Origin of the sequence: Streptomyces sp. NBC_00083 (assembly GCF_026343295.1) — a bacterium.
Classification (GTDB): domain Bacteria; phylum Actinomycetota; class Actinomycetes; order Streptomycetales; family Streptomycetaceae; genus Streptomyces.
Genome location: NZ_JAPELY010000002.1, coordinates 49,885 through 74,797 on the forward strand (window position 1 = coordinate 49,885; position 24,913 = coordinate 74,797).

Below are 24,913 nucleotides of genomic sequence, written 5' to 3' on the forward strand. Positions count from 1 at the left end.
CCGTCACCCCCGCCCCTACGAGGCGACCGCCCGCGCCCGCCCCGTCCAGCGGTCGAGCGCCGCGTGCAGCCCGGTCGGGTCCGGGCGGTCGCTCGCCCAGGCCACGTATCCGTCGGGCCGCACGAGCAGCATGCTGCCGCGCCCGCTCCGCCACCGCGCGGACACCACGCCCTCGGACGCGGTGTCCGGGACGCCCCGCGGTGTCACGAGGACGAACTCCCCCCGCCGCAGCGCCTCGTAGAGGCGGCCGTCCGCGAGGTCGAGGTCGGGGGCGCGCTTGCCCGTGAGCGGATGCGCTCCGCGTTCCGCCCCGTAGGAGATGCCCACGCCGCTGATCATCCCGAGCGCCTTGTCGGCGGCCGGGCGTACGGATGTGAGGGTGCGGGTGACCAGTGAACGAGCCGCGCGCTGGAGCGGCGTGCGGGCCATGGCGAGCCGCACCAGGGCCCCGCTGCTGCGCAGCACCGACGCGCCGACCGGGTGGCGTTCCGCCTGGTAACTGTCGAGCAGCGCCTCGGGGTCGGCGGCCCGGCCGCGCAGCGCGGCGGCGAGCTTCCAGGAGAGGTTCGCGGCGTCCTGGAGGCCGGTGTTCATGCCCTGGCCGCCGGCGGGGGAGTGGACGTGGGCGGCGTCTCCGGCGAGGAAGGCCCGGCCGACCCGGTAGGACGGCGCCTGGCGTTCGTCGCTGTGGAAGCGGGAGATCCAGCGGGGGTCGTGCAGCCCGAGGTCGACGCCGAGTGCCTCGCGGGTGATGAGGCGCAGCTCGTCGAGGTCGACGGGGGCGGTGTCGGGGACCTGGTGGTTGCGGTTCCATCCCATGACCCGGAAGTAGCCGTCGCCGAACGGGGCGATGACGGCGAACGAGTCGCCGGAGCCCGTGAGGGTGAGCATCACGTCCGGCTCCGTGTCGAGCCGCACGTCCGCCAGCACGATCGAGCGGATCACGGCCGCGCCGGGGAACGGCACCCCGAGCGCCCCGCGGACCCCGCTGCGCGCGCCGTCGGTGCCGACGAGATAGCGGGAGCGGGCGGTGAGGAGGCGCTCGCCGTCGGTCTCGCGGAGCTGGGCGGTGACGCCGTCGCTGTCCTGCCGCAGGCCCAACAGCTCTGTCCCGTAATGGAATTGGACGCCCTCGGCCACCGCGCGCCGCTCCAGGAGGCGCTCCGTCTCGTACTGCGGGGAGATCAGCAGGAACGGGAAGCGGGAGCGCAGCCGCGTCAGGTCGACGGTGACGTGGCCGAACATGTCCATGCGGCTGACGGTGGTGCCGGTCTTGATCAGTTCCTCGGCCAGGCCCCGGGCGTCGAGCATTTCCAGGGTGCGCGCGTGGACGCCGAAGGCGCGCGTCATGTTGCTGATCCCGTGCGGCCTGCGCTCGACGACAGTGACGCTCGCGCCCGCGGCGGCCAGGTCGCCCGCGAGGAGCAGCCCGGTCGGCCCGGAGCCGACGACGAGGACGTCGCTGGTTAACGCGGAGTCGGGGGTGGGGGTGGAGCCGTTCATGACTGCCTCCTGGATGCCGGCCGGTAAGGGGCCGCCGATGTCGACGGGCACGGACGTCGTCGGTGCCGGTCGTCGGTCACCTCTGCGGGTCGACGGTTATGGGTCTCTACGGGTCGACGGTTGCGCGGGTCAACGGGTGGGGGTCAACGGTTGCGCGGGTCAACGGGTGGGGGTTGACGGCCGTGCGCGTCAACGAGCGTGGGCCAACACCCGTAGGCCAACGCTTGTTGGCCAATGTAGAACCGCGGAAACTGGCGTGTCAACAAGCGTTGGCCTACATTTGTTGGCATGACGACCGAAGCCGCCGCCGGAGGCCCCCGCCGCACCTCCGGAGCCACCAAGGCCGCGATCATCGAAGCCGCCCGTGAGCGCTTCGCGGCCGACGGCTACGAACGCGCGACGATCCGGGCCATCGCCCGGGACGCGGGGATCGACCCGTCGATGGTGATGCGGTACTACGGCAACAAGGCGGGCCTGTTCGCGGCCGCCTGCGACATCCAGCTGGGCTTTCCCGACCCCGGCACACTGCCCGCCGAGGGGCTCGGCGCGGCGCTCGTCGCCCACTTCTTCGACCGCTGGGAGGACGACGACGTGCTGACCGCCCTGTTCCGGGTCGGCGTCACCAACGCGGCCGGCGCCGAGCGGGTGCGGTCGATCTTCTCCGAGCAGATGGTGCCGCTCGCCGCCGCCGTCTGCCCCGACCCGGACGACGCCCCGCGCCGGGCCGCCCTGGTCTCCGCGCAGATCCTGGGCATGGCCGTGACCCGCTATGTGCTGCGCTTCCCGCCGACGGCCGCGATGACCCGCGAGGACGTCATCGCGTGGCTCGGCCCCACGGTCCAGCGCTACTTGACGGCCGAGCGTCCCTGAGCGGCCGGGACGCGTCCCCTCTCGGGCAGAACCCCTGCGCCGTACACTCTCTGCATGGCACAGAAGAAGAGCGCCGAGCGGGTCGATGGGCGCGGCCCGCGGAACGATCTGATGCGTGACCTGGGCGCGGTGGCCCGTCGCTACATGGCCTCGTACGCGCTCTTCAACCAGGCGCTCGCCGACCACCTGGGCCTGCACCCCACGGACCTGCAGTGCCTCAACCTGCTGGGCCTCGAACCCGGGCCCGTCACCACCGGGCGGATCGCCGAGCTGACCGGGCTCACCACGGGGTCCGCGACCCGGCTCGTCGACCGCCTGGAGAAGTCCGGATACGTGACGCGCCGCCGCGACACCGAGGACCGCCGCAAGGTGCTGGTCGCGGTCGTGCCCGAACGGATGGCGGAGCTCGGCGCGGTGTGGGGCCGGCTCAACGGAGCCTGGTGGGAGATGTTCGAGGCGTACGGAGACGACGAGATCGAGCTCATCACCACGCACATGCGCCGCACGATCACCCTCAGCACCACCCAGTCCGAACGCCTCAGAAGCGGCCTCCTCTGACGGATCGACCGGGCTCCGCCCAGCTGATACTCATGCCACCAGTCCTGCTCACGCCACCAAGGTCAACCCACCCAGGGGCGCGGGGAACTGCGCGGGCCGAGGGCAAGCTCAGGCTTCGTCACCCGCCGCGCCGCCCGCATGGCCCCCCGCCGGGCCACCCGCCACGCGAACCCCCACCTCCCCGAACTCACGAACCGCCCCGTCCACAATCGCCTCAAGGCTCGCGTGGTGCGCCCCGCGCCAGTACACCCGCTCGCACGACCCGCACTCCGCGAAGACCTCGTACGCGCTGCGGGTACCGGCCTCCAGACGGTCCCCCACCGACTCCTTGTCGGCCGCGCGCAGCAGCGCGTTGCAGGCGGTACAGCGCGTCCAGGGCGCGAGCGCGGGCGCGAAACGGCCCAGTACGTCCCGGAGTTGCTCATCGGTGCGATGGCTGTAGACGTACGCCCCCGCCCACAGCTCCCTGCGGTGCAGCAGCCCCCGGTCGCGCGAGAGCATGACGCGCCGCTCCCGCGCGGAGAGCGCGGCCAGCGCCGGGTCGCCGATGTCCTCGCTCTCGTACGCCGCGTCGACGCCGAGCAGCCTCAACCGCCGTGCCAGCGTGCCGAGATGGACATCCAGCAGGAACCGCAGCGGAGCGCCCGGCACCGCCTGTGGCCGTTCGACGGGGCGCACCTCGACGGCCTCGCCCGCCACCGGGACGTGCGAGAACGGGACTTCGCGGCCGTCGGCGAGCAGCCGGCCGGCCTCGGTGAGCGGCACGCCCAGCGACTCGACGACATGGCCGAGGCTGGACACGCCGTCCGTGACGACGGCGCTGCGCCCCTCGCGGCGCTTCGCCGGCACGAAGACGTGCAGTTCAGGGGCGAAAGCGATCTGGATCTCCGGTCCGTTCACGCCGCCAGGATCGCATCGCGGCGCCGCTCCGGCCAGGGATTTCGTGGCACGCGCCCCAGCGCAGGCGCCCTGTCGCTCAGGGCCGGAACGCGTCCGCGTTCTCGCGGGCCCAGGACTCGAAGGTGCGGGCCGGGTGACCGGTGAGCTGCTCGACGTCCTGGGTGACGGCGTCGGCGTGGCCCTCGTGGGACGCGAAGTAGTCGAGCAGCGCGTCCGCGACGCCGGCGGGCATGAACTCGGCCATCGACTGCTTCCACGCCTCGGCACTCACGGGAGTGACGGTGAGCGGGCGCCCGGCGGCCTCGGCGACGGCCGCGACCTGCTCGGCCGCGGTGAGCGAGGCCGGACCGGTGAGGTGGTAGGCCTGGCCGCGCAGTTCGGGACGGGTCAGGACGGCGAGGGCGGCCTCGGCGATGTCAGCCTCGTGGATGGGGCTTGCCTGGGTCTCGGGGTACGGCAGGTCCACGGTGCCGGTGGACTTCGCGGCCCAGGACCAGCCGAGCGCGTTGCCCGCGAACCCGCCGGGCCGCAGGAACGTCGACTGGATGCCGGACCGTTCGAGCCCGCGCTCGACCGCGCTGTGCATCGCCGCGATGGCGTTGGTGTCGGCGCCGGGCTCCAGGACGGAGCTGGAGGAGAGCAGCACGATGTGCTGGACGCCGGCCGCCTTCGCCTCGGCGAGGAACGCCTCGATGTGCTGGGGGTTGGCGTAGAGGAAGACCGACTCGACACCGGTCAGGGCGGCCGGGAACGTCGCCGGGTCGTCGAGGTCGCACACGACGCGCTCCACGCCGTCCGGAACGACCAGCTTGTCAGGGCTCGCGGAGGCGGCCCGCACGGTGATGCCCTGCTCGCGCAGGAGCGGAATGAGGGTGGTGGCGACCTTGCCGCGGCTGCCGGTGATCAGGACCGTCATGGTGGAAATACCTTTCGGATCAGGGGAGTTGGGAGGTGCGGGGAGTCTCCGTGGTGCGGCAGGCAGGCCGCAAGGCCACCCACTAAGCTGCGCTGTGCGGAATCTGCGTGACGCAGGTAAATATCCTCGGCAAAGCCAGGACCGTCAAGCGCGTATCGACACCGCCGCTCGGAGCGCGCATACGGGAGCGCGCATACCGGGAGGCTCTCGCGCAGGGAGGCTCTCGCGCAGGGGCGCCTCCGGGAAGGGGCGCCTCCGGGAAGGGGCGCCTCCGGAGGGGACCCCCGAGCGCCGGGGCTCCGTTGACCCGGGGCTCGGTCGACCCGGGACTCTGTTGAACCGCGCCCCGCCCGGACCGGCCCCGCCGCGCCCCGCCCCGCCGCTGCCCAATCCGTGCCGCGCCCTCTACCCTTCCCGGCATGAAGATCATCGACCTTGAGCCGGGCGACCCGCGTCTGACGGACGACCTGCTGCCGGTCCTCAGCGAACTCCGTCCCCACCTCACCGCAGCCCTCTTCGCCGACATCTACGGGGAGGGGCACGCCCAGGGGCTGCGCTTCACCGCCGCGTACAGCGACGCCGGGGTCTGCGTGGGCGCGGCCGGATGGCGGATCATCGTCAATACGAGCGCGGTCCGCAAGCTGTACGTCGACGACCTGGTCACCGCCGCCACCGCCCGCTCCACCGGCGTGGGCCACGCCCTCCTCGCCCACCTGGAAGGCCACGCACGGGCCGCCGGCTGCACCTCCCTCAACCTCGACTCGGGCACCCACCGCACCGACGCGCACCGCTTCTACTTCCGTGAGCGCATGGCGGTGACCGCCTTCAACTTCGACAAGCCGCTGGACTGACGGCCGGTGGGCCCGCCCCGGCTAATCCCCGAGGCCGGTCCACCAGTCGTTGGAGCGGAGCGGTGTGCCCGGCGGGTACTCGAACGCGACCTCGCCGGCGCAAGTGAGCCCCGCCTTGCGGCAGATGGCGTTGGACGCCGTGTGGTCCACGGACGGATAGGCGTGCAGCGTGCGCGGGCCACCGGCGGCGCGTGCCTCCGCCACCACCGCCCGCAACGCGGCGACGGCCAGGCCCCGGCCCCGGAACTCGGGCAGGATGCCGTACCCCGTCTCGTACACCGCCTCGCCCTCCCCTATGCGCGGCCAGTACCCGACCGATCCGACGGCCTCGCCCGAATCCGCGAGGACGACCTTGAACATCCGGCCCTCGGTGGCGGGCCGGGCGCTCAGGGCCGTGTACTTGGCGTGCCGGGACAGCACCTTCTCCTCGGTCTCCGGGCCGCCGAGGTGCTCGGTCATCTCCGGCGCGTTGTTGCGTCGCAGCAGGCCGAGGTCGCCGTCCGACCAGGCCACCAGGTGGATCTGCGGGGGGAGTTCACGGGCTGTTTCGCTCATGTCCAGAACTGTAGGCGCCGGGTCTGACAACACCCCCTGACCTGGAATTACACGGTGTCCCGGCGCCCTGGGCGCCGGGTGAGCCAGAACAGGGAGCCCGCGTACAGCGTGAGCACCAGGACGAGCAGCGGGTAGTACGCGAAGGGGAGCGCGGCCATGCCGAGCAGCGGGCCGAGCGGCGAGAGCGGCAGCAGCAGACCGGTCAGCGCGAGCACGCCCGCGGTGACCGGGACGCCGCCGCCCCGGCCCGTGCGCAGCAGGACCATGACCAGGGCCTGGGTCAGCAGGTTCTCGGTGAACCAGCCCGCGTGGAAGGCGGTTTCGGCCCGCGCGTCGCTGACCGCCCAGGCCAGGACCGCGAAGGTCGCGAGGTCGGCGGCGGCGTTGAGCACGCCGAACCCGGTGACGGAGGCGAGGACTTCGCGCGGGCGCAGCTTCAGCGGATGCCGCAGCGCCCCGGCCCGCGGACGGGCGTACGCGAACGCCAGCTGAGCCGCGTCGAAGCACAGGTTCTGGACGAGGACCTGGGACGGGAGCATCGGCAGGAACGGCAGCAGCAGCCCGGCGGTCAGCATCGCGATGACGTTGCCGAGGTTCGAGGAGAGCGTGATCCGCAGATAGCCGGCGATGGCCGAGCCGCTCCCGCGTCCCGCCATGACGGCGTGGTCGAGCGAGGTCAGATCCTTCGCGGCGAGGACGACGTCGGCCGTCTCGCGGGCCACGTCGACCGCGTCGGGCGGGCAGATACCGACGTCACAGGCGCGCAGCGCGGGCAGGTCGTTGACTCCGTCGCCGAGGAACCCGGTGACATGCCCGCGCTCCCGGAGGACCCGGACGATGCGGGCCTTGTGCTCGGGGGAGCAGCGCGCGAAGACCGTACTACTGTCGGCGATTTCGCCCAGTTCGGCGTCGCTCAGCGCGTCGGTGGAGGAGGCGGTGACGACCTCCCCCGGGGCGAGGCCGAGGTCGCGGCAGGCGCGGGCCGCGGTGCCGGGATGGTCCCCGGTCAGCACCTTCACGGCGATCCCCCGGTGCCGCAGGGCGGCGAGCGCGTCGGCCGCCGTGTCCGCCGTCGCGTCACGCAGCCCCACCAGACCGGTGAAGGTCAGGCCGTGTTCGTCGGAGGGGGCGTACGGGCGGGTGACGGCGGGCCGTTCGGCGCGGGCGACCGCGAGGACGCGCAGCCCTTCGGCGGCCATCCGGTCGGCGAGCGCGGTGACCCGTCGGCGTTCCTCGTCGCCGAGCGCGCACCGCTCCATGACGCTCTCGGTGGCGCCCTTGACCACCAGGGTGTGGTGGCCGAGCCGGCGCGGAGTCCTGATCACGGCGGTGGACAGCCGGCGTACCGGGTCGAAGGGGAGCGCGGTGACGGGGTCGTACTCCAGGGCGTCCGCCCCTTCGGGGAGGCGGTGTTCCGCCGCGTCGAGAATGGCCTCGTCCAGGGCGTCGGCGCTCGGTACTTCCGCCAGCTGCACCGTCCACAGGCTGTTGACGGCGGCCCAGTGCAGCACGGAGTCGTCGGGAGCGCCGTCCGCACCGAGCGCGCACTCCAGGACCGGGCGGTCCTGGGTCAGGGTGCCGGTCTTGTCCAGGCAGACGACGTCGACGGCGCCCAGGTCGTGCAGGGCGGGCAGCCGCTTGACGATCACCTGGTGGGTGCGGGCCAGCGCGGACGCGCCGCGCGCCAGCGTCGTCGTCACGATGACCGGCAGCATTTCGGGGGTGAGTCCGACCGCGACGGCCACCGCGAACGGCAGGGTCTCGATGCCTCGGCCGCGGAGCGCCGCGTTGGCCATCAGGACGAGCGGCGGGGTGAGCAGCATGAAGCGGATCAGGATCCACGAAATCCCGTACACCGACCGGTCGAAGGCGGTCGTGCGCCGGTCGTTCCCGGGCAGCTGGTCGGCCGCCGCGAACCGGGTGCCGGCCCCGGTCGCGATCACCACGCCGGTGCCGCTCCCGGCGGCCACGCTGCTGCCCTGGAAGCACAGCTCCGGCCGGTCGAAGTCGTCCACGGGGCCGGGGCCGGTGTCGTGGTCGGGGGCTGCCGCGGGCGACTCCGCCGTCGCGGGGGGCGGTGAGGGCTCGTCGACCGGGTACTTGGCGACCGGCGCGGTCTCTCCGGTGAGCGCCGCCTGATGCATCGTCAGGCCCGTGGCGCGCAGCAGACGCAGGTCCGCCGGTACGAGGTCGCCGGGCATCAGGCGCACCACGTCGCCCGGCACCACCTGGTCCACCGGGACCTCGCGGGCCACCGGCGCCGCGTCGTCGGACGCCCTGCGCAGCACGGTCGCGGTGCTCGCGACGAGCTGCCGCAGCCCGGCCGCCGAACGGTCGGCGCGGTGCTCGCCGGCCGCCCGCAGCGCGCAGCTCACCACCACGAGCACCGCGATGACAGCGGCCGTCGCCCACGCGGCGACCAGCGCGGACACCAGGGCGAGGGAGGCGAGGACGGCGGTGAACGGGTCGCGCAGACTGCGCAGAAAAATAATCGGCAGGGACGGAACTCGGCGCGTGGGAAGGACGTTTTCCCCATACCGCAGGAGTCGTTTCTCGGCCTCGGACTCCACCAGTCCCCGTGGGCCGGAGCCGAGGGAACGCAGCAGCTGCAGAGGAGTGCTCCTTGACAACTGCAGAGACCGCAACGCAGTCGCGGACCGCAGAGCAGACGCGGACCGCGCAGCGCGTCCGTCCCGCGATGGGCGCCCGGAGAACGGCGAGCGCCCGGAATCCGGCGGAGAGATCCGGTCAGGCGCCCAGGTCACGGACGAGCCCCGACGGTCCCGGCAGCTTGACGCTCCCGCCCAGCCGGGCGACCAGCCAGCGCACCATCTGAGCCACGTCCGGATCGTCCACGAGGTAGACCACCCGGCGCCCCTCCCGCCGGGACCGTACGAGCCCCGCGAGTTTCAGCTTCGCCAGGTGCTGACTGACGGCCGGCAGTGCGCCGCCGACCCTCTCGGCCAGACCCGACACATCCGACTCGCCGTGGCTCAGCGTCCACATGATGTGCAGCCGCGCGGGCGAGGCAAGGAGTCCGAAGACCCCCGCTGCCTCCCCGAGCACCTCGGTCGACGGGTCGGTGCCGCTCGTCGTCACCGTCGTCTCCCGTCTCCTGGGCTTGGCCGTTCTGTCGCCCCGGGCAGCCAGTCTAGAGGCGCCGGCTCACAGGGACACGAGAGTCACCTCGGTCGCCTTCACGCTCGACCACACCGCCGCGCCCTCCACCAGACCCAGCTCGGCCGCGGCCTCCGGGGTGACCTCCGCGATCAGATCGGGCGACTCGGCGGACCCGATGAGCACCCGCAGTCTGCTGCCGCTCGCGGTGACCTCACGGACCGTGCCGGGCCACACATTGCGGGGGCTGCCGTCGGGGCGCGTGCGGTGCAGCGACACCGCCTCCGGCGCGATGATCGCCAGCGCCCGGCCGCCGTCGGGGAGTTGCTCCGCCGCCACGATCCGTCCGCCGCCGGCCAGGCGGAGGCCGTCGGCGCTCACGGTGCCGGGCCAGGCGTTGCGGCCCAGCATGCGCGCCACCCACGGGGAGCGGGGGTTGCGGGTGACCTCCGGGGGAGGCGCGTCCTGGAGGGTGCGGCCGTGATCGAGGACGAGGACGCGGTCGGCCAGTGAGAGGGCCTCGACGGGGTCGTGGGTGACGATCAGACAGACCCCGGTGAAGCCCGCGAGGTGGGTGCGCAGGGTGTGGCGGACGTGGGCGCGGGTGGTCTGGTCGAGGGCGGCCAGGGGCTCGTCGAGCAGGAGCAGACGCGGCCGAGCGGCGAGCGCCCGCGCGAGGGCCACACGCTGGGCCTGGCCGCCGGAGAGCTGGGCGGGCTTGCGCTGGGCGAGACGGCCGACGCCCAGCCGGTCGAGCCAGTGCTGGGCCTCGGCGCGGGCCTCGGCGCGCGGTACGCCCTGGGCGCGCAGCCCGTACGCCGTGTTGGCGAGCGCGGTGAGGTGCGGGAACAGGGCGCCGTCCTGCGGGACCCAGGCGACCCCGCGCTTGTGGGGCGGCAGCGAGGTGACGTCGAGGCCGCCCAGACGCAGCTCGGCGTGGGCGCGCGGGGTGAGCCCGAGCAGGGCCCGCAGCAGGGTGGTCTTGCCCGCGCCGTTCTCTCCGACGACGGCGATGGTGGTGCCGGGGTCGGCGTCGAGGGTCAGCTGATTGAACCCGGTCACGTCGGCATGGAGCGGCCAACTCGCCTTGGGAGAAGCCGAGTTGGCGGCCGCGCTGGGGGCAGCCGCAGGCGCGGGGGCGACGCGGTCCGGACCCTGCGGGTCGGATTCCTGGGCAGGGTCGGTGTCGGTGTCGTGGCCGGCGTCCGGGAGGGCGGCGGTGTCGGGCGCACCGCCGCGCACCGTGGCGGCGCCGGTCCATCGCCCGCGCAGCGCCACCAGGACCGCCATCGCGATGGCGAGGAGGAGCAGGGAGACCGAGGTCGCGGCCTCGGGGGAGTCCTGGAGCAGGAGGTAGACCTGGAGCGGCAGGGTCTGGGTGGTGCCGGGGAGGTTGCCGGCGAAGGTGATGGTCGCGCCGAACTCGCCGAGCGCACGCGCCCAGGTGAGGGCCGCGCCCGCGGCGAGGCCGGGCGCGACCATGGGCAGCGTCACCGTGAGGAAGACCCGGACCGGGGAGGCGCCGAGCGAGGCGGCGGTCTCCTCGTAGCGGGGGCGCAGCCCGCCGAGCGCGCCCTCCAGGCTGATCACGAGGAACGGCATCGCGACGAACGTGGCCGCCACCACCGCGCCGGAGGTGTGGAAGGGCAGCGTGATGCCGAAGGTGTTCTCCAGCCACGGCCCGATCAGGCCGCGCCGCCCGAAGCCGAGCAGCAGCGCCACGCCGCCGACGGTGGGCGGCAGCACCATCGGCAGCAGCACGAGGGAGCGCACCAGCGCCTTGCCGGGGAACTCGACACGGGCCAGCAGCCAGGCCAGGGGCACGCCGAGAAGGAGGGAGAGGCCCAGTGCCCAGAAGGAGACGACGAGGGAGAGCCGCAGCGCCTCGGTGACCTCGGGGCTCGTCAGGTCCGTACCGAGCTCGCCCCAGGAGGTGCGGGTCAGCACACCGAGGAGCGGCATCAGCAGGAACGCGATGGCGAGCAGGGCGGGCAGCGCGAGCGCGACGGGCGGGCGCGGGCGGCGGGAGCGGCCGCGGGTCAGGGGCTTCATGGGGTTCCCCGGTGTCCTGATGGCGCGGAGGCCCGCCCACCCGCCGCGGACGGACGGCGAACGGGCGGGCCCCGCAAGGGAGGTGGACGGTACCGGCCCGGGGGAGGCGGGCCGGACGGGCCGGCTACGGCTGCTGGAAGCCCGCGTCCGTGAGGATCTTCTGCGCCTCGGGGGTGGAGAGCCACTTCACGAACGCCGCGGCGGCGTCGGCGTTCTTCGACGTCTTCAGGGTGGCGGCGGGGTACTTGGCCACGGCGTTCTGCGCGTCGGGGATGTCGACGGTGTCGACCTTGCCCTTGGCGGAGGCGGCGTCGGTCTTGTAGACGATGCCGGCGTCGGCCTCGCCCAGTTCCACCTTGGAGAGGACGGCGCGCACGTTGGGCTCCTGCGAGACGGGCTTCACCGTGAGGTGCTGCGCGTCGAGAACCTGCTTGCTGTAGCGGCCGACCGGGACCTCGGGCGCCGCGAGGACGACCTTCAGGTTGGTGTCGGACAGGTTCTTGAGGGCCTCGACCTTCTTCGGGTTGCCCTTGTCGGTCGCGATGACCAGACGGTTCTTGGCGATGATCGTCGAGTCGTTCACATCGGCCTTGAGGCCGTCCATGGTCTTGGTGTCCGCGGTCACCAGGGCGTCCGCGGGCGCGCCCTGCTTGACCTGCGCGGCCAGCTCCTGCGAACCGGCGAAGGAGAACTTCACCTTCGTACCCGGGTGCTCCTTCTCGTAGGCGGCACCGGCCGCCTTGAAGACGTCCGTGAGCGAGGACGCGGCGAGGACGGTCAGCTGCGCCGCCTTCGGAGCGGCGGCGCTGCCGGACGGCGAGGCGGTCTTGCCGCTGCCGCTGTCCTTGTCGCTGCCGCAGGCCGCGGCGAGCGGGATGAGCAGGGCGGCGGAGACGACGGCCGCGGCGGCGCGGCGGCGCTTGGCGCTGAGTGCCTTGACAGACATGGGTGGAGCTCCTTCGGATGCTTGACGAGCCGCGCCGGGAGGTGAGGGCTTCCCCAGACCGGACCGCCGTGTGCCGGAGGTCCCTGGAAGCGGGGGGAAGGGGCGACGCCGCGGGGACGTACGTGAATGGCCTGTTCTCGACCTAGGTGCGGTCGATGTGCACGTTGGTGGATTTCACGCGTGCGATGGCCTGCATGCCCACCTCAAGGCCCAGCTCTTCGACGGCCTCCCGGGTCAGGAGGGAGACCAGGCGGTGCGGGCCGGCCTGGATCTCGACCTGGGCGGCTACGTCACCGAGCTTGACGGCGGTGACGATGCCGGGGAAGGCGTTGCGGGCGGAGGTGTAGGGCACCTCCTCCTCGCCGTTGGAGGACTGGCCGACCTCGATGGAGAAAGCGGCCAGATCCCGCCCGTCGATGAGTCGGCGGCCGCCTTCGTCACGATGGGTCGTGACGCGGCCGCCGTCGGCCCAGCGGCGCACGGTGTCGGGGCTGACGCCGAGCAGACGCGCTGCCTGGCCGATGGTGTAGGACTGCATGTGCGACAAGATAGGCGTCTTCACGCCGCATATACAAAGGTTCCGTCGGAAAGTACACGGCAGCTGCGAACCCGAATGGACGAAGGTCCAAGGCGCCCGTGAGCCGCCTCGGGGCGTTCCAGCAGGCCGGTCGCGGCGCCGTCCGGGAACCTCTGCGGCTGCCGGCCGCGGAGGATCAGGGCCAGACCAGACAGTACGGCTGGTGGCCTGCCTCGTGGAGGCGGTGGCTGAAGTCCTGCCACTCGTGCAGGAGTTGGTAGACGTTGAACGCGTCGCGCGGACCGCCCCGGTCGGGGACCGTGGACCAGATGAAGGCGGCGGCTCCGACCGATTCCTCCCCGACGCCGCGCAGCGGGTCGACGACCGTCATGGGGAGCTTGACCACCGCGTAGTCGGGGTGGAGGACGACGAGTTCCAGGGGCGGGACCTTGTGCAGGGGTATGCCCTGGATGCCGGTGAGGACCATCGCGGCCATCGTCTCCGGCTTGATCTTGGTGAACATGCCGCCCATGCCCAGTTCGTCACCGCCGAGTTCCTCGGGGCGCATGGTGACGGGCACCCGCGCGGCCGTCGCGCCGTCCGGCGCGCCGAAGTACTTGTAGGTCACCCCCATACGGCCACTTCCGTTCCCCGCCCCTGCGGCGTCTCCCGCCCCTGCGGCGCCAGCGACCCGGTCGATCCGGTCCTGGGCGTCGCGTCGCCGGTGCCGTCCCCGACGGTGGGCGCGCTCGGGACCCCGGTCGTCGGTCCCTTCGCCCAGTCCGCCACCGCGATGCATATCCTTCACCCGACTGCTTGTAGCCCGACTGCTTTGTAGACGGCGCGCGCCCCGCCGCGCAACCCGATCATCCGCCCATGCAACTCGATCATCTGCGGATCATCGTGTCACTGACCTCCCCCGCGCGCGTGCGGTGAAACACCAGTCCGCAAGAACGTCCGGGCCTCTGCCACCATGGCTGTGTGAGCTATCCGTACGAATACGACGCCCCAGTTTCGCAGAACCTCTTCGACCGTGCGTCCGCCGTGACGCCCGGCGGTGTGAACTCCCCCGTCCGTGCCTTCCGGGCCGTGGGCGGTACGCCCCGGTTCATGGTGTCCGGTACGGGGCCCTACCTGACCGACGCCGACGGGCGCGACTACGTCGACCTGGTGTGTTCGTGGGGTCCGATGATCCTCGGTCACGCGCACCCCGAGGTCATCGCCGCCGTGCAGGAGGCCGTCGCCCGCGGCACGTCCTTCGGTACGCCCGGCGAGGGCGAGGTCGCGCTCGCCGAGGAGATCGTGGCCCGCGTCGAGCCGGTCGAGCAGGTCCGCCTGGTCTCCTCGGGCACCGAGGCGACCATGTCCGCGATCCGGCTGGCCCGCGGCTTCACGGGCCGCGCCAAGGTGATCAAGTTCGCCGGCTGCTACCACGGCCATGTGGACGCGCTGCTGGCCGCCGCCGGTTCCGGGGTCGCCACCTTCGGGCTTCCCGACACCCCGGGCGTGACCGGCGCGCAGGCCGGCGACACGATCGTGCTGCCGTACAACGACCTGGACGCGGTGCACGCGGCGTTCCACGCCAACCCGGGCGAGATCGCCTGTGTCATCACCGAGGCCTCTCCCGGCAACATGGGCGTCGTCCCTCCCGCGGACGGCTTCAACGCCGGCCTCAAGGCGGCCTGTGCCAAGAACGGCGCGCTCTACATCTCCGACGAGGTGATGACCGGCTTCCGCACCTCGAAGGCCGGCTGGTACGGGGTCGACGGTGTGAAGCCCGACCTGATGACGTTCGGCAAGGTCATGGGCGGCGGCTTCCCCGCCGCGGCGTTCGGCGGCCGGGCCGACGTCATGGGCCATCTCGCCCCCGCGGGCCCCGTCTACCAGGCGGGCACCCTCTCCGGGAACCCGATCGCCACCGCCGCCGGCCTCGCCCAGCTGCGGCTCCTCGACGACGCGGCGTACGAGAAGGTCGACGCCGTCTCCGCCGAGATCCAGGCGCTCGTCACCGGCGCGCTCAGCAAGGAGGGCGTGGCCCACCGGCTGCAGACGGCGAGCAACATGTTCTCCGTCTTCTTCACCGCCGATGAAGTGCGCGACTACGAGGACGCGAAGAAGCAGGAGTCCTTCCGCTTCAACGGGTTCTTCCACTCGATGCTGGCGCAGGGCGTCTACCTGCCGCCGTCCGCGTTCGAGTCCTGGTTCGTGTCGACCGCCCACGACGAGCGCGCCGTCGAGCGCATCGCGGCCGCGCTGCCCGCCGCCGCCCGCGCCGCAGCGGAGGCCACGGCATGAGCGAGAACAACGCCGGGAACGAACTGACCGTCGTGCACGTGATGCGCCACGGCGAGGTGCACAACCCGGACGGCGTGCTCTACGGCCGCCGTCCCGGCTACCACCTCTCAGAGCTCGGCCGTGAGATGGCCGACCGGGTCGCCGAGCACCTGGCCGGCCGGGACATCACCCATGTCGTCGCCTCCCCGCTGGAGCGCGCGCAGGAGACGGCCACGCCGATCGCCAAGGCCCACGGCCTGGACCTCGGCACCGACCCGCGGCTGATCGAGGCGGGCAACGTCTTCGAGGGCAAGACCTTCGGTGTCGGCGACGGCGCCCTGCGCAAGCCCGCCAACTGGAAGCACCTGACCAACCCGTTCCGCCCGTCCTGGGGCGAGCCGTACGTCGAGCAGGTCGTGCGGATGATGGGCGCGCTGGACGCCGCGCGGGACGCGGCCCGGGGGCACGAGGCGGTGTGCGTCAGCCACCAGCTGCCGATCTGGATCGTGCGCAGCTTCGTCGAGAAGCGCCGCCTGTGGCACGACCCGCGCAAGCGGCAGTGCACGCTGGCCTCGCTGACGAGCTTCACCTATCAGGGCGACCGGATCGTGTCCGTGGGCTACAGCGAGCCCGCCCGCGATCTCGTACCGGCGCACCTGCTGGCAGGCGCCAAGCCGGCCAAGGGCAAGTCGAAGGCGTTCGGCGCCTGACGCTCCGCTCGCCGCCGGACGGACCGGCCGGGATCACCCCGGTCCGTCCGCCCGGCGCCGCCGGCCGCGCGGGGACGATGCTCCCGGCTCACCCCCGGGACGCCCCGGGCCCCCCGGAACGCCCCGCCGCCCCCCCCGGAACGTCCCGGAACGCAGCCGTGTCCGTCCCGGTGAGCGGTCCCGTTCGTCCCGGTGTTCACGCGATCCCCACCCCCCGCCCCCTCGACCCGCACCCCTCATCTCGTACGGTTTACGAAGGTTTGTGCGAGCTGTGGGGAACCACCCCGGTTTCACCTGGCATCTCACACATCGCCCAACTGCGGTGACGCACTTGGGTTCGAGGACGACGAGACGACGGTGCGACGCGATGGGAACGGACGGGCGTATGCGGGAGATCGGACGGAACTTCAGCCGAAGGGGCATGCTGGGACTGGGACTGGGCGCCGCCACGGCGGCCGGCCTCGCCGGATGCGGCACTTCGGGCGGCAGCGGGTCGGACGGCAAGGGTGACCAGGGCGGCAAGAGCGGCGATCCGGCCGCCAAGAAGGCCGACGCCAAACTCATAGGCGACGGTTCCACCGCCGACACCGGCAAGCAGGCGCACCAGCCCGACAAGCCCGTCCCGCTCCAGCCCGGCGAGACCCCGCCGCAGTTCGTGATCTTCTCCTGGGACGGCGCGGGCGAGGTCGGCAACGGGCTCTTCCCGCGCTTCCTCAAGCTCGCCGAGGACCACGGCGCGGGCATGACGTTCTTCCTGTCCGGGCTCTATCTGCTGCCCGAGGCCAAGAAGCGGCTCTACCGCCCGCCGAACAACGCCGTCGGCGCCTCCGACATCGGCTACCTCTCCGACCCGCACATCAAGGAGACGCTGAAGTACGTCCGCCAGGCCTGGACCGACGGCCATGAGATAGGCACGCACTTCAACGGCCACTTCTGCACCGGGCGCGGCACCGTCGAGCACTGGACCCCCGCCCAGTGGCAGAGCGAGATAGACCAGGCCATCGGCTTCGTCACCCAGTGGAAGACCAACACCGGGTGGACGGACGAGGACCCGCTGCCCTTCGACTACAAGCGCGAGCTCGCCGGCGGCCGCACTCCCTGCCTGCTGGGCCAGGACAACCTGCTGCCCACCGCGCAGAAGCTGGGCTGGCGCTACGACGCCTCATCGCCCGGCGGCACCCAGGTGTGGCCGGTCAAGCGGCACGGCCTGTGGGACCTGCCGCTCCAGCAAATACCCTTCCCCGGGCACTCGTTCCAGGTCCTGTCGATGGACTACAACATCCTCGCCAACCAGTCGAAGAACTCGACCAAGGCGCCGCCGGCCAACTACCCGGGCTGGCGCAAGCAGGCCACCGAGGCCTATCTCGCCGGATTCAAGCGGGCCTACGAATCCAATCGCGCGCCGTTCTACATCGGAAACCACTTCGAGCAGTGGAACGGTGGCATCTACATGGACGCCGTCGAAGAGGCGTTCAAGGGCATCGTCGCGCAGCGGGACGCGAAGAAGGATGTGAGGCTCGTCTCCTTCAAGCAGTACTGCGACTGGCTCGACGTGCAGGACCCGAAGGTGCTCGCCAAGCTCCGTACGCTGGGCGTGGGTCAGGCTCCCGCCGGTGGCTGGAACACGTTCATGAAGTCCGTTTAGGCCTTCCTGACAAGGGGCTTTACGGGCATGCAGGGGGGCGCGCAAGATCCCCGAATCCGCCATGCGAAACTTTTCACATGTCCGTGAGTCCTGCATTCCGACGCCGTCGCACCCTGACGCTGGCCGCGGCTGCCGTGGCCGCCGGTGCGCTGACCCTGACGGCCTGCGGTTCCGGTGGCACGTCCGGTGGGTCCGGTGACACGAAGTTCGTCACCGGCACCGGCGGGATCGCCACCGTGGCCAAGGGGGACCGCCGGGCAGCCCCCGAGCTGTCCGGCGCGACCGTCGACGGCAAGCAGCTCGACGTCGCCTCCCTCAAGGGCAAGGTCGTCGTGCTGAATGTGTGGGGTTCCTGGTGCGCCCCGTGCCGGGCCGAGGCGCCGTATCTGGCCAAGGTCTCCAAGGAGGCGAAGGCCAAGGGCGTCGAGTTCGTCGGGATCAATACCCGCGACACGGACAAGGGCCCGGCCCAGCAGTTCGAGAAGGAATTCGGCGTCGACTATCCGAGTCTGTACGACCCGATCGGGAAGCTCATTCTGCGTTTCCCGAAGGGCAGCCTGAATCCGCAGGCCATTCCGTCGACGATCGTTCTCGACCGGAACGGAAAGATCGCCGCACGCGCCCTCATGGCGCTCGACGACACCAAACTGCACCAGATGATCGACCCGCTGATCGCGGAGAAGTGATCGCGTGAGCGCACTGGCCGCCGTCGGCTCGATGAACGAGACCGTCTTCAGCGGGGCCCTCCTCGTGGCCCTGCCGGTCGCCGTGCTCGGCGGCCTCGTCTCGTTCTTCTCGCCCTGCGTACTGCCCCTGGTCCCCGGCTACCTCTCGTACGTCACCGGCGTCACCGGTACCGACCTGGCCGAGGCGCGACGCGGCCGGATGGTCGCCGGCGCCGGCCTGTTCGTCCTCGGCTTCACCGCCGTGTTCGTCTCCGGCGGCGCCCTGTTCGGCTACTTCGGCCAGAACCTCCAGGACCACAGCGCCACGCTCTCCAGGATCCTCGGCGTCCTCATGATCCTCATGGGCGTCTTCTTCATGGGGCTCATGCCGTGGATGACGCAGCGCGAATTCCGCGTCCACAAGCGGCCGGTGACCGGGCTCGCCGGGGCGCCGCTGCTCGGCGCGCTCTTCGGCATCGGCTGGACGCCGTGCCTGGGCCCCACGCTCACCTCGGTCAACGCGCTCGCGATGGACCAGGCGAGCGCCGGCCGCGGAGCGATACTGACGGTCGCGTACTGTCTCGGCCTCGGGCTGCCGTTCGTGCTCGCGGCCGTCGCCTTCCGCAAGGCGCTCGGCGCCTTCGGCTGGGTCAAGAAGCACTACGTATGGGTGATGCGGATCGGCGGCGGAATGATGATCGTGACCGGTGTGCTGCTGCTCACCGGCGCCTGGGCGGAGCTCGTCCAGCAGGTACAGGGCTGGTCCACAGGCTTTCAGGTGGGTGTCTGACGCATGAGCAAGACCGAATCGACTCCGGAGCCCGACCTCGGCGAGGCCGGGGCACAGCTCTCCACCGCCCCCACCGAGGAACGGTCCAACGGGCCCGTCGGCATCGGCGCCTTCGGCTGGCTGCGCTGGTTCTGGCGGCAGCTGACCTCGATGCGGGTCGCCCTCATCCTGCTCTTCCTGCTGTCGCTCGGCGCCATCCCCGGCTCGCTGATCCCGCAGACCAGCGTCGACGAGATGAAGGTCGCCGACTTCCAGAAGCGGCACGACACCCTCACGCCGATCTACGAGAAGCTCGGCCTCTTCCACGTCTACAGCTCGGTGTGGTTCTCCGCGATCTACATCCTGCTGTTCGTCTCGCTCATCGGCTGCATCGTGCCGCGCACCTGGCAGTTCGTCGGCCAGCTGCGCGGGCAGCCGCCGGCCGCGCCGGGCCGCCTGACCCGGCTGCCCGCGTACACGACGTGGCGCACCGACGCCGAGCCCGAGCAGGTCCGCGAGGCCGCGCTCGCCATGCTCCGCAAGCGCCGCTTCCGCTCCCGGATCAGCGGTGACGCCGTCGCCGCCGAGAAGGGCTATCTGCGCGAGGCCGGCAACCTGATCTTCCACGTCTCGCTGATCGTGATCCTGGTCGCGTTCGCCACCGGCCAGCTCTTCAAGTCCGAGGGCGGCAAGCTGATCGTCCAGGGCGACGGGTTCTCCAACACCCTCACCCAGTACGACGACTTCAGGTCGGGCTCGCTCTTCAACACCGAGGACCTGGCCCCCTTCAGCTTCACCCTGGACCGCTTCGACGCGTCGTACGAGCGCAGCGGCCCCGAGCTGGGCACCGCCCGCGAGTTCAAGGCGCACCTCACCTACTCCGAGGGCGCCGAGGGCAAGGAGCAGCAGAAGGTCGTCGAGGTCAACAAGCCCCTCGTCGTCGACGGTTCCAAGGTGTACCTGCTCTCGCACGGGTACGCGCCCTCGGTCACCGTCAGGGACGGCAAGGGCAACGTCGTCTTCCACGGCGCGACGCCGCTGCTGCCGATGGACAACAACCTGACCTCCAGCGGCGCCATCAAGGTGCTCGACGGATACCGCGACGCCCAGGGCAACAAGGACCAGCTCGGCTTCGCCGCGTTCTTCGTGCCGACCTTCGGGGGCAAGGGCACCGGCGCCACCCAGATGTTCTCGAAGTTCCCGGCGCCCGACTTCCCGGTGCTCAACGTCGGCGCCTACCACGGCGACCTCGGCGTCAACTCGGGGCTGCCGCAGAACGTGTACCAGCTGGACACCAGCAGCCGCTCGATCAAGCCCTTCAAGGACGACCAGGGCAAGATCCTCAAGAAGCTGCTGCTGCCGGGCGAGAGCCTCCAGCTCCCCGGCGGCGCGGGGTCGATCACCTTCGACAAGGGCCCCATCAAGCAGTGGGCCAGCTTCCAGATCTCCCACCAGCCCGGCAACGGTCTCGCCCTCACCGGCGCGATCGGTGCCATCGCGGGGCTCGCCGGCTCGCTGTTCATCCAGCGCCGCCGGATCTGGGTCCGGGCCGTCACGGGCGACGACGGCGTGACCGTCGTCGAGATGGCCGGGCTCGGCCGCAGTGAGTCCGCGAAGCTTCCCGAGGAGCTGGCCGATCTCGCGGTCACGCTCATCCCGCAGGCGCCGACCGCGCCGGATCCCGAACCCGAACCCTCAGTTGTTCCTGCCGAAGGGGCTGAGAAGTGAATCTCGCCGCCACCACCAATGAGAGCCTGGCCCACACCAGCAACTACCTGATCTACTCGGCGATGGCCGTGTACCTGCTGGCCTTCTTCGCCAACATGGCCGAGTGGCTCTTCGGCAGCCGCAGCAAGGTCGCCCGCACGGCGGCCGCGCTGACCGGCGCCGGTCAGCAGGCCGCGGGCACCGGCACCGTCAAGGTCGAGGTCGCCACGAAGAGCGGCGGCACCGCGGTCCTGGACCGCCCCAAGGTCGTGACCCGCTCGGCCGCCGGCACCCGCGACGTGCCGGACGGGCCCGGCGCGTCCGGCGGCGACGCGAAGGGCGACCTCTACGGCCGCATCGCCGTCTCCCTGACGGTGCTCGCCTTCCTCATCGAGTTCTGCGGTGTCCTCACCCGCGCGCTGTCCGTGCAGCGGGCGCCGTGGGGCAACATGTACGAGTTCAACCTGACCTTCTCGACGGTCGCCGTCGGCGTGTACCTGACGCTGCTCGCCCTGAAGAAGAACGTCGGCTGGCTCGGCCTCCCGCTGGTCACCACGGTCCTGCTCGACCTGGGCCTCGCCGTCACCGTGCTCTACACCGCCAGCGACCAGCTCGTTCCCGCGCTGCACTCGTACTGGCTGTGGATCCACGTCTCCACCGCGATCTTCTGCGGCGCGGTGTTCTACGTGGGCGCGGTCGCCACGGTCCTCTACCTCTTCCGCGACCGGTACGAGGCGAAGCTCGCCGAGGGCGGCAAGCCGGGCACGTTCGCGACGTCCGTCATGGAGCGGTTGCCTGCCGCGTCCTCGCTCGACAAGTTCGCGTACCGCGTGAACGCGGCGGTCTTCCCGCTGTGGACGTTCACGATCATCGCGGGCGCGATCTGGGCGGGCGACGCGTGGGGCCGCTACTGGGGCTGGGACCCGAAGGAGACCTGGTCCTTCATCACGTGGGTCGCGTACGCCTGCTACCTCCACGCGCGTGCCACGGCGGGCTGGAAGGGGCGCAAGGCGGCGACGCTGGCGCTGATCGCGTTCGGGTGCTGGCTGTTCAACTACTACGGCGTGAACATCTTCGTCAACGGCAAGCACTCCTACGCCGGCGTCTGACACAGCCGCTCGGCTCGGCTCCGGGTGCCCTACGTCTTCAGGGGCGCGGGGCTGTGCCGTTTGCGCGGCTCCGCCGCGGTGGGCGCGACGCCGGGTGCCCTACAGGGGCGCGGGGAACTGCGCGAGACGCGGGCACGGTCCGCAGACGGAAGCCGGGGTTGCTGGGGCTCCGCCCCAGGCCCCGGGGGATGCCCCACCCCGCCCCTTCCCGAAACCCTCCGGGGGCGGGAAGAGGGACTGGGGTTCAGGACCTGGGGCTCCGCCCCAGACCCCGTTCGCGCCTTAAGGGCGCTCGTCCTCAAACGCCGGACGGGCTGAAAGCGCGCTCGTCCTCAAACGCCGGACCGGCTGAGGATGCCGCAACTGGGCACCCTGCCAAGGGCAACCCACCCAGGGGCGCGGGGAACTGCGCGAGACGCGGGCACGGTCCGCAGACGAACCCGGGGCCGCGCACAGGCCGCAGGCGGGGCTCCGTCCAGGCGGCCCCCGGCGTGCCGGGCGGCGCCGAGCAGTCGGGCTCGGCTACGAGTCGTCGCCCCGGTCGCGCCGAGTGCGGTCCTCCAGGGACGCCAGGAACTCCGGGTTGTCGTCCGGCGCCGTCCACCGCGCCGGACGACGGCGGACCTTGCCCGCCACCAGCCACGCCACCGGCCCCACCAGCACCTCCCCGAAGAGCAGCACCACGATGATCCACACCACCTTGGGGAGGCCCTTGACGTCCTCCTCCGGGGTGTTCAGGCAGTCGATGAACGCGTAGATCCACACCGCCAGGACCAGCAGGAACGGCAGATACCTGAGCATGTCGGACGGTCCCCCCGGGAGCGGTTGCGGGCCGTGCCTCGGCCCCGGTGACCGGCCCAGGGTATCGGGTGCCGGATACTGGACCCCATGGCTTACGACGATCTCCGATCGCTGCTCAGGGCGCTGGAGCGCGAGGGCGACCTCAAGCGCATCAAGGCCGAGGTCGACCCGTATCTGGAAGTCGGCGAGATCGTCGACCGGGTCAACAAGGCCGGCGGCCCCGCCCTCCTCTTCGAGAACGTCAAGGGCTCCGCGATGCCCCTGGCCATGAATGTCTACGGGACCGACCGGCGCCTCCTCAAGGCACTCGGGCTCTCGTCGTACGAGGAGATCAGCGACAAGATCGGCGGGCTGCTCAAGCCCGAGCTGCCGCAGGGCTTCGTCGGCATCCGCGAGGCGTTCGGCAAGCTCGGCACGATGGTCCACGTACCGCCGAAGAAGGTGAAGCAGGAGGCCGCCCCCGTCCAGGAGGTCGTGCTGACCGGGGACGACGTCGATCTCGACCGGCTGCCCGCGCTCTTCACCTGGCCCGAGGACGGCGGCTCGTTCTTCAACCTGGGCCTCACCCACACCAAGCACCCCGAGACGGGCGTGCGCAACCTCGGCCTCTACCGCCTCCAGCGCCACGACAAGCGCACCATCGGCATGCACTGGCAGATCCACAAGGACAGCCGCAACCACTACGCGGTCGCCGCCAAGCGGGGCGAGCGGCTGCCGGTCGCGATCGCCTTCGGCTGCCCCCCGGCCGTCACGTACGCCTCCACCGCGCCGCTGCCCGGCGACATCGACGAGTACCTCTTCGCCGGGTTCGTCCAGGGCAAGCGGATCGAGATGGTCGACTGCAAGACCGTGCCGCTCCAGGTGCCGGCCAACGCCGAGGTCGTCATCGAGGGCTGGCTGGAGCCGGGCGAGATGCTGCCCGAGGGGCCGTTCGGCGACCACACCGGGTTCTACACGCCGCAGGAACCGTTCCCCGCGCTCACCATCGACTGCGTCACGATGCGCAAGCGCCCGCTGCTCCAGTCCATCGTGGTCGGCCGCCCGCCGACCGAGGACGGGCCGCTGGGCCGCGCGACGGAGCGTTTCTTCCTGCCGCTCCTCAAGATCATCGTGCCGGACATCGTCGACTACCACCTGCCGGAGTCGGGCGGCTTCCACAACTGCGCGATCGTCTCGATCGACAAGAAGTACCCCAAGCACGCGCAGAAGGTGATGCACGCGATCTGGGGCGCGCACATGATGTCGCTCACCAAGCTCATCGTGATCGTGGACGCCGACTGCGACGTCCACAACCTGCACGAAGTGTCCTGGCGGGCCTTCGGCAACACCGACTACGCCCGCGACCTGACCGTCGTCGAAGGCCCGGTCGACCACCTCGACCACGCCTCCTACCAGCAGTTCTGGGGCGGCAAGGCGGGCATCGACGCGACCGCGAAGTGGCCCGAGGAGGGCTACACGCGCGACGGCGGCTGGCCCGCGATGGTCGAGTCGGACGCGGATACGGCGGCGAAGGTCGACCGCCGCTGGAAGGAGTACGGGCTCTAGTGAGTGCCTCAGCCGCAGCAGTGCCCCAGCCGGGGCGGACCAAGGCCTTCCTGCGCCTCGTCATGATCGAGCACTCGGTCTTCGCGCTGCCCTTCGCCTACACCGCCGCGCTCACGGCGATGTTCCAGCTCGACGGGAACATCCACTGGGGGCGGCTGCTCCTGGTCACCGTCGCCATGGTGGGGCTGCGTACCTTCGCGATGGCGTGCAACCGGATCATCGACCGGGAGATCGACGCCCGTAACCCGCGCACCGCGGGCCGCGAGCTGGTCACCGGCGCGGTGTCGGTGCGCTCGGCGTGGACCGGCGCGCTCATCGCGCTCGTCGTCTTCCTCGGCGCGGCCGCCGCGCTCAACCCGCTGTGCCTGGCGCTCGCGCCGGTCGCGGTGGTTCCGATGGTGGTCTATCCGTACGGGAAGCGGTTCACCAACTTCCCGCAGGCCATCCTCGGCATCGCGCAGGCGATGGGCCCGGTCGGCGCGTGGATCGCGATCACCGGCTCCTGGTCGTGGGACGCGGTGATCCTGGGGCTCGCGATCGGCATCTGGATCGGCGGCTTCGACCTGATCTACGCCTGCCAGGACGTGGAGGCCGACCGCGGCCACGGCGTGAAGTCGGTGCCGGCCCGCTTCGGCATCCCAGCCGCGATCTACGGCGCGCGCGGCTGCCACACCGTGACGATGGCGCTGCTCGTCTGGTACGCGCTGGCGACCGGCGCCGGGATCTTCTTCTGGCTGGGTCTCGTCATCGTGCTCGGGGCCTTCCTCTACGAGCACACCCTGGTCAAGCCGCACGACCTCTCCAAGCTCAACCGCGCCTTCTTCCAGGTCAACGGCTTCATCGGGATCGCGCTCTTCGTGTGCGCGCTGCTTGACCTGGTGGTGCGGGGGCTGACGGTCTAGT

General features: G+C 71.5%; 22 protein-coding genes and 1 pseudogene. 12 read left to right on the plus strand and 11 right to left on the minus strand.

Annotation, left to right across the window (positions count from 1 at the left end; genetic code table 11):
- Positions 1–15: 15 nt before the first annotated feature.
- Entirely contained in the window at positions 16–1,503 is a 1,488-nt protein-coding gene (locus tag OOJ98_RS16650) for an FAD-dependent monooxygenase (protein WP_267055700.1), read from the minus strand.
- Between the two features lie 288 nt (positions 1,504–1,791).
- On the opposite strand from OOJ98_RS16650, the gene OOJ98_RS16655 reads away from it, so the two are divergent.
- Together OOJ98_RS16655 and OOJ98_RS16660 are read left to right on the plus strand one after the other, a co-directional pair.
- A complete protein-coding gene (locus OOJ98_RS16655) occupies positions 1,792–2,373 on the plus strand; it encodes a TetR family transcriptional regulator (protein WP_267055701.1) in 582 nt (193 codons plus the stop codon).
- A gap of 54 nt (positions 2,374–2,427) precedes the next feature.
- On the plus strand, positions 2,428–2,931 hold the full coding sequence (locus tag OOJ98_RS16660) for a MarR family winged helix-turn-helix transcriptional regulator (protein ID WP_267055702.1): 504 nt from the start codon (positions 2,428–2,430) through the stop codon (positions 2,929–2,931).
- Between the two features lie 108 nt (positions 2,932–3,039).
- Here OOJ98_RS16660 and OOJ98_RS16665 read toward each other — a convergent pair whose 3' ends face one another.
- Both OOJ98_RS16665 and OOJ98_RS16670 read right to left on the minus strand, forming a co-directional pair.
- Positions 3,040–3,831, minus strand: coding sequence for a Mut7-C RNAse domain-containing protein (locus OOJ98_RS16665; protein WP_267055703.1), 792 nt, complete (start codon positions 3,829–3,831; stop codon positions 3,040–3,042).
- Between the two features lie 76 nt (positions 3,832–3,907).
- A complete protein-coding gene (locus OOJ98_RS16670; protein ID WP_267055704.1) occupies positions 3,908–4,747 on the minus strand; it encodes an NAD(P)H-binding protein in 840 nt (279 codons plus the stop codon).
- Positions 4,748–5,166: 419 nt separating this feature from the next.
- Between OOJ98_RS16670 and OOJ98_RS16675 the strand changes: the two genes are divergently transcribed.
- On the plus strand, positions 5,167–5,598 hold the full coding sequence (locus OOJ98_RS16675) for a GNAT family N-acetyltransferase (protein ID WP_267055705.1): 432 nt from the start codon (positions 5,167–5,169) through the stop codon (positions 5,596–5,598).
- A 21-nt stretch (positions 5,599–5,619) separates the two neighbouring features.
- Here the strand turns inward: OOJ98_RS16675 and OOJ98_RS16680 are convergent, their stop codons facing one another.
- The 7 genes from OOJ98_RS16680 to OOJ98_RS16710 form a co-directional block, all read right to left on the minus strand.
- The gene (locus tag OOJ98_RS16680; protein ID WP_267055706.1) at positions 5,620–6,153 is read right to left on the minus strand and encodes a GNAT family N-acetyltransferase; all 534 of its coding nucleotides are present in this window, start codon (positions 6,151–6,153) and stop codon (positions 5,620–5,622) included.
- Positions 6,154–6,200: 47 nt separating this feature from the next.
- Positions 6,201–8,816 carry a magnesium-translocating P-type ATPase gene (gene mgtA / locus OOJ98_RS16685; protein ID WP_267056991.1) on the minus strand — a complete coding sequence of 872 codons (2,616 nt, stop codon included), beginning with the start codon at positions 8,814–8,816 and terminating at the stop codon, positions 6,201–6,203.
- A gap of 85 nt (positions 8,817–8,901) precedes the next feature.
- On the minus strand, positions 8,902–9,252 hold the full coding sequence (locus tag OOJ98_RS16690; protein ID WP_267055707.1) for a metalloregulator ArsR/SmtB family transcription factor: 351 nt from the start codon (positions 9,250–9,252) through the stop codon (positions 8,902–8,904).
- A gap of 66 nt (positions 9,253–9,318) precedes the next feature.
- Positions 9,319–11,322: an ABC transporter permease gene (locus OOJ98_RS16695; protein WP_267055708.1), complete on the minus strand. Its 2,004-nt coding sequence runs from the start codon at positions 11,320–11,322 to the stop codon at positions 9,319–9,321.
- Between the two features lie 124 nt (positions 11,323–11,446).
- Positions 11,447–12,268 carry a molybdate ABC transporter substrate-binding protein gene (modA, locus tag OOJ98_RS16700; RefSeq protein WP_267055709.1) on the minus strand — a complete coding sequence of 274 codons (822 nt, stop codon included), beginning with the start codon at positions 12,266–12,268 and terminating at the stop codon, positions 11,447–11,449.
- 142 nt (positions 12,269–12,410) lie between these two features.
- On the minus strand, positions 12,411–12,806 hold the full coding sequence (locus OOJ98_RS16705; protein ID WP_267055710.1) for a molybdopterin-binding protein: 396 nt from the start codon (positions 12,804–12,806) through the stop codon (positions 12,411–12,413).
- Positions 12,807–12,981: 175 nt separating this feature from the next.
- Positions 12,982–13,584 (minus strand): hypothetical protein, encoded by a 603-nt coding sequence (locus tag OOJ98_RS16710; RefSeq protein ID WP_267056992.1) that lies wholly within the window; start codon positions 13,582–13,584, stop codon positions 12,982–12,984.
- 182 nt (positions 13,585–13,766) lie between these two features.
- Between OOJ98_RS16710 and hemL the strand changes: the two genes are divergently transcribed.
- The 7 genes from hemL (at position 13,767) to ccsB (ending at position 21,664) form a co-directional block, all read left to right on the plus strand.
- Positions 13,767–15,080, plus strand: coding sequence for a glutamate-1-semialdehyde 2,1-aminomutase (gene hemL / locus OOJ98_RS16715; RefSeq protein WP_267055711.1), 1,314 nt, complete (start codon positions 13,767–13,769; stop codon positions 15,078–15,080).
- Positions 15,077–15,769, plus strand: coding sequence for a histidine phosphatase family protein (locus OOJ98_RS16720; RefSeq protein ID WP_267055712.1), 693 nt, complete (start codon positions 15,077–15,079; stop codon positions 15,767–15,769). Before hemL ends, OOJ98_RS16720 begins: the two co-directional genes overlap by 4 nt.
- A 385-nt stretch (positions 15,770–16,154) precedes the next feature.
- A complete protein-coding gene (locus OOJ98_RS16725) occupies positions 16,155–17,414 on the plus strand; it encodes a hypothetical protein (protein WP_267055713.1) in 1,260 nt (419 codons plus the stop codon).
- A 77-nt stretch (positions 17,415–17,491) separates the two neighbouring features.
- Positions 17,492–18,100: a TlpA disulfide reductase family protein gene (locus OOJ98_RS16730; protein ID WP_267055714.1), complete on the plus strand. Its 609-nt coding sequence runs from the start codon at positions 17,492–17,494 to the stop codon at positions 18,098–18,100.
- Positions 18,101–18,131: 31 nt separating this feature from the next.
- On the plus strand, positions 18,132–18,869 hold the full coding sequence (locus OOJ98_RS16735) for a cytochrome c biogenesis CcdA family protein (protein ID WP_267056993.1): 738 nt from the start codon (positions 18,132–18,134) through the stop codon (positions 18,867–18,869).
- A gap of 3 nt (positions 18,870–18,872) precedes the next feature.
- The gene (locus tag OOJ98_RS16740; RefSeq protein WP_267055715.1) at positions 18,873–20,576 is read left to right on the plus strand and encodes a cytochrome c biogenesis protein ResB; all 1,704 of its coding nucleotides are present in this window, start codon (positions 18,873–18,875) and stop codon (positions 20,574–20,576) included.
- Entirely contained in the window at positions 20,573–21,664 is a 1,092-nt protein-coding gene (gene ccsB, locus OOJ98_RS16745; protein ID WP_267055716.1) for a c-type cytochrome biogenesis protein CcsB, read from the plus strand. Before OOJ98_RS16740 ends, ccsB begins: the two co-directional genes overlap by 4 nt.
- 540 nt (positions 21,665–22,204) lie before the next feature.
- Here the strand turns inward: ccsB and OOJ98_RS16750 are convergent.
- A pseudogene (locus OOJ98_RS16750) lies at positions 22,205–22,465 on the minus strand (PLD nuclease N-terminal domain-containing protein); the annotation flags it as partial.
- An 87-nt stretch (positions 22,466–22,552) separates the two neighbouring features.
- Between OOJ98_RS16750 and OOJ98_RS16755 the strand changes: the two are divergent.
- Together OOJ98_RS16755 and mqnP are read left to right on the plus strand one after the other, a co-directional pair.
- The gene (locus OOJ98_RS16755; protein WP_267055717.1) at positions 22,553–24,010 is read left to right on the plus strand and encodes a menaquinone biosynthesis decarboxylase; all 1,458 of its coding nucleotides are present in this window, start codon (positions 22,553–22,555) and stop codon (positions 24,008–24,010) included.
- A complete protein-coding gene (mqnP, locus tag OOJ98_RS16760) occupies positions 24,010–24,912 on the plus strand; it encodes a menaquinone biosynthesis prenyltransferase MqnP (protein ID WP_267055718.1) in 903 nt (300 codons plus the stop codon). Before OOJ98_RS16755 ends, mqnP begins: the two co-directional genes overlap by 1 nt.
- Position 24,913 lies beyond the last annotated feature (1 nt).

What these genes read in the sequence shown, in the direction of transcription:
- OOJ98_RS16710 (WP_267056992.1), bottom strand. Translation starts at nt 13,584, where the DNA reads ATGCATCGCGGTGGCGGACTGGGCGAAGGGACCGACGACCGGGGTCCC.
- OOJ98_RS16680 (WP_267055706.1), bottom strand. Translation starts at nt 6,153, where the DNA reads ATGAGCGAAACAGCCCGTGAACTCCCCCCGCAGATCCACCTGGTGGCC.
- OOJ98_RS16720 (WP_267055712.1), top strand. Translation starts at nt 15,077, where the DNA reads ATGAGCGAGAACAACGCCGGGAACGAACTGACCGTCGTGCACGTGATG.
- OOJ98_RS16660 (WP_267055702.1), top strand. Translation starts at nt 2,428, where the DNA reads ATGGCACAGAAGAAGAGCGCCGAGCGGGTCGATGGGCGCGGCCCGCGG.
- OOJ98_RS16695 (WP_267055708.1), bottom strand. Translation starts at nt 11,322, where the DNA reads ATGAAGCCCCTGACCCGCGGCCGCTCCCGCCGCCCGCGCCCGCCCGTC.
- OOJ98_RS16730 (WP_267055714.1), top strand. Translation starts at nt 17,492, where the DNA reads ATGTCCGTGAGTCCTGCATTCCGACGCCGTCGCACCCTGACGCTGGCC.
- OOJ98_RS16670 (WP_267055704.1), bottom strand. Translation starts at nt 4,747, where the DNA reads ATGACGGTCCTGATCACCGGCAGCCGCGGCAAGGTCGCCACCACCCTC.
- modA (WP_267055709.1), bottom strand. Translation starts at nt 12,268, where the DNA reads ATGTCTGTCAAGGCACTCAGCGCCAAGCGCCGCCGCGCCGCCGCGGCC.
- OOJ98_RS16755 (WP_267055717.1), top strand. Translation starts at nt 22,553, where the DNA reads ATGGCTTACGACGATCTCCGATCGCTGCTCAGGGCGCTGGAGCGCGAG.
- OOJ98_RS16740 (WP_267055715.1), top strand. Translation starts at nt 18,873, where the DNA reads ATGAGCAAGACCGAATCGACTCCGGAGCCCGACCTCGGCGAGGCCGGG.
- OOJ98_RS16725 (WP_267055713.1), top strand. Translation starts at nt 16,155, where the DNA reads ATGCGGGAGATCGGACGGAACTTCAGCCGAAGGGGCATGCTGGGACTG.
- OOJ98_RS16735 (WP_267056993.1), top strand. Translation starts at nt 18,132, where the DNA reads ATGAACGAGACCGTCTTCAGCGGGGCCCTCCTCGTGGCCCTGCCGGTC.
- OOJ98_RS16675 (WP_267055705.1), top strand. Translation starts at nt 5,167, where the DNA reads ATGAAGATCATCGACCTTGAGCCGGGCGACCCGCGTCTGACGGACGAC.
- OOJ98_RS16705 (WP_267055710.1), bottom strand. Translation starts at nt 12,806, where the DNA reads ATGCAGTCCTACACCATCGGCCAGGCAGCGCGTCTGCTCGGCGTCAGC.
- OOJ98_RS16650 (WP_267055700.1), bottom strand. Translation starts at nt 1,503, where the DNA reads ATGAACGGCTCCACCCCCACCCCCGACTCCGCGTTAACCAGCGACGTC.
- OOJ98_RS16655 (WP_267055701.1), top strand. Translation starts at nt 1,792, where the DNA reads ATGACGACCGAAGCCGCCGCCGGAGGCCCCCGCCGCACCTCCGGAGCC.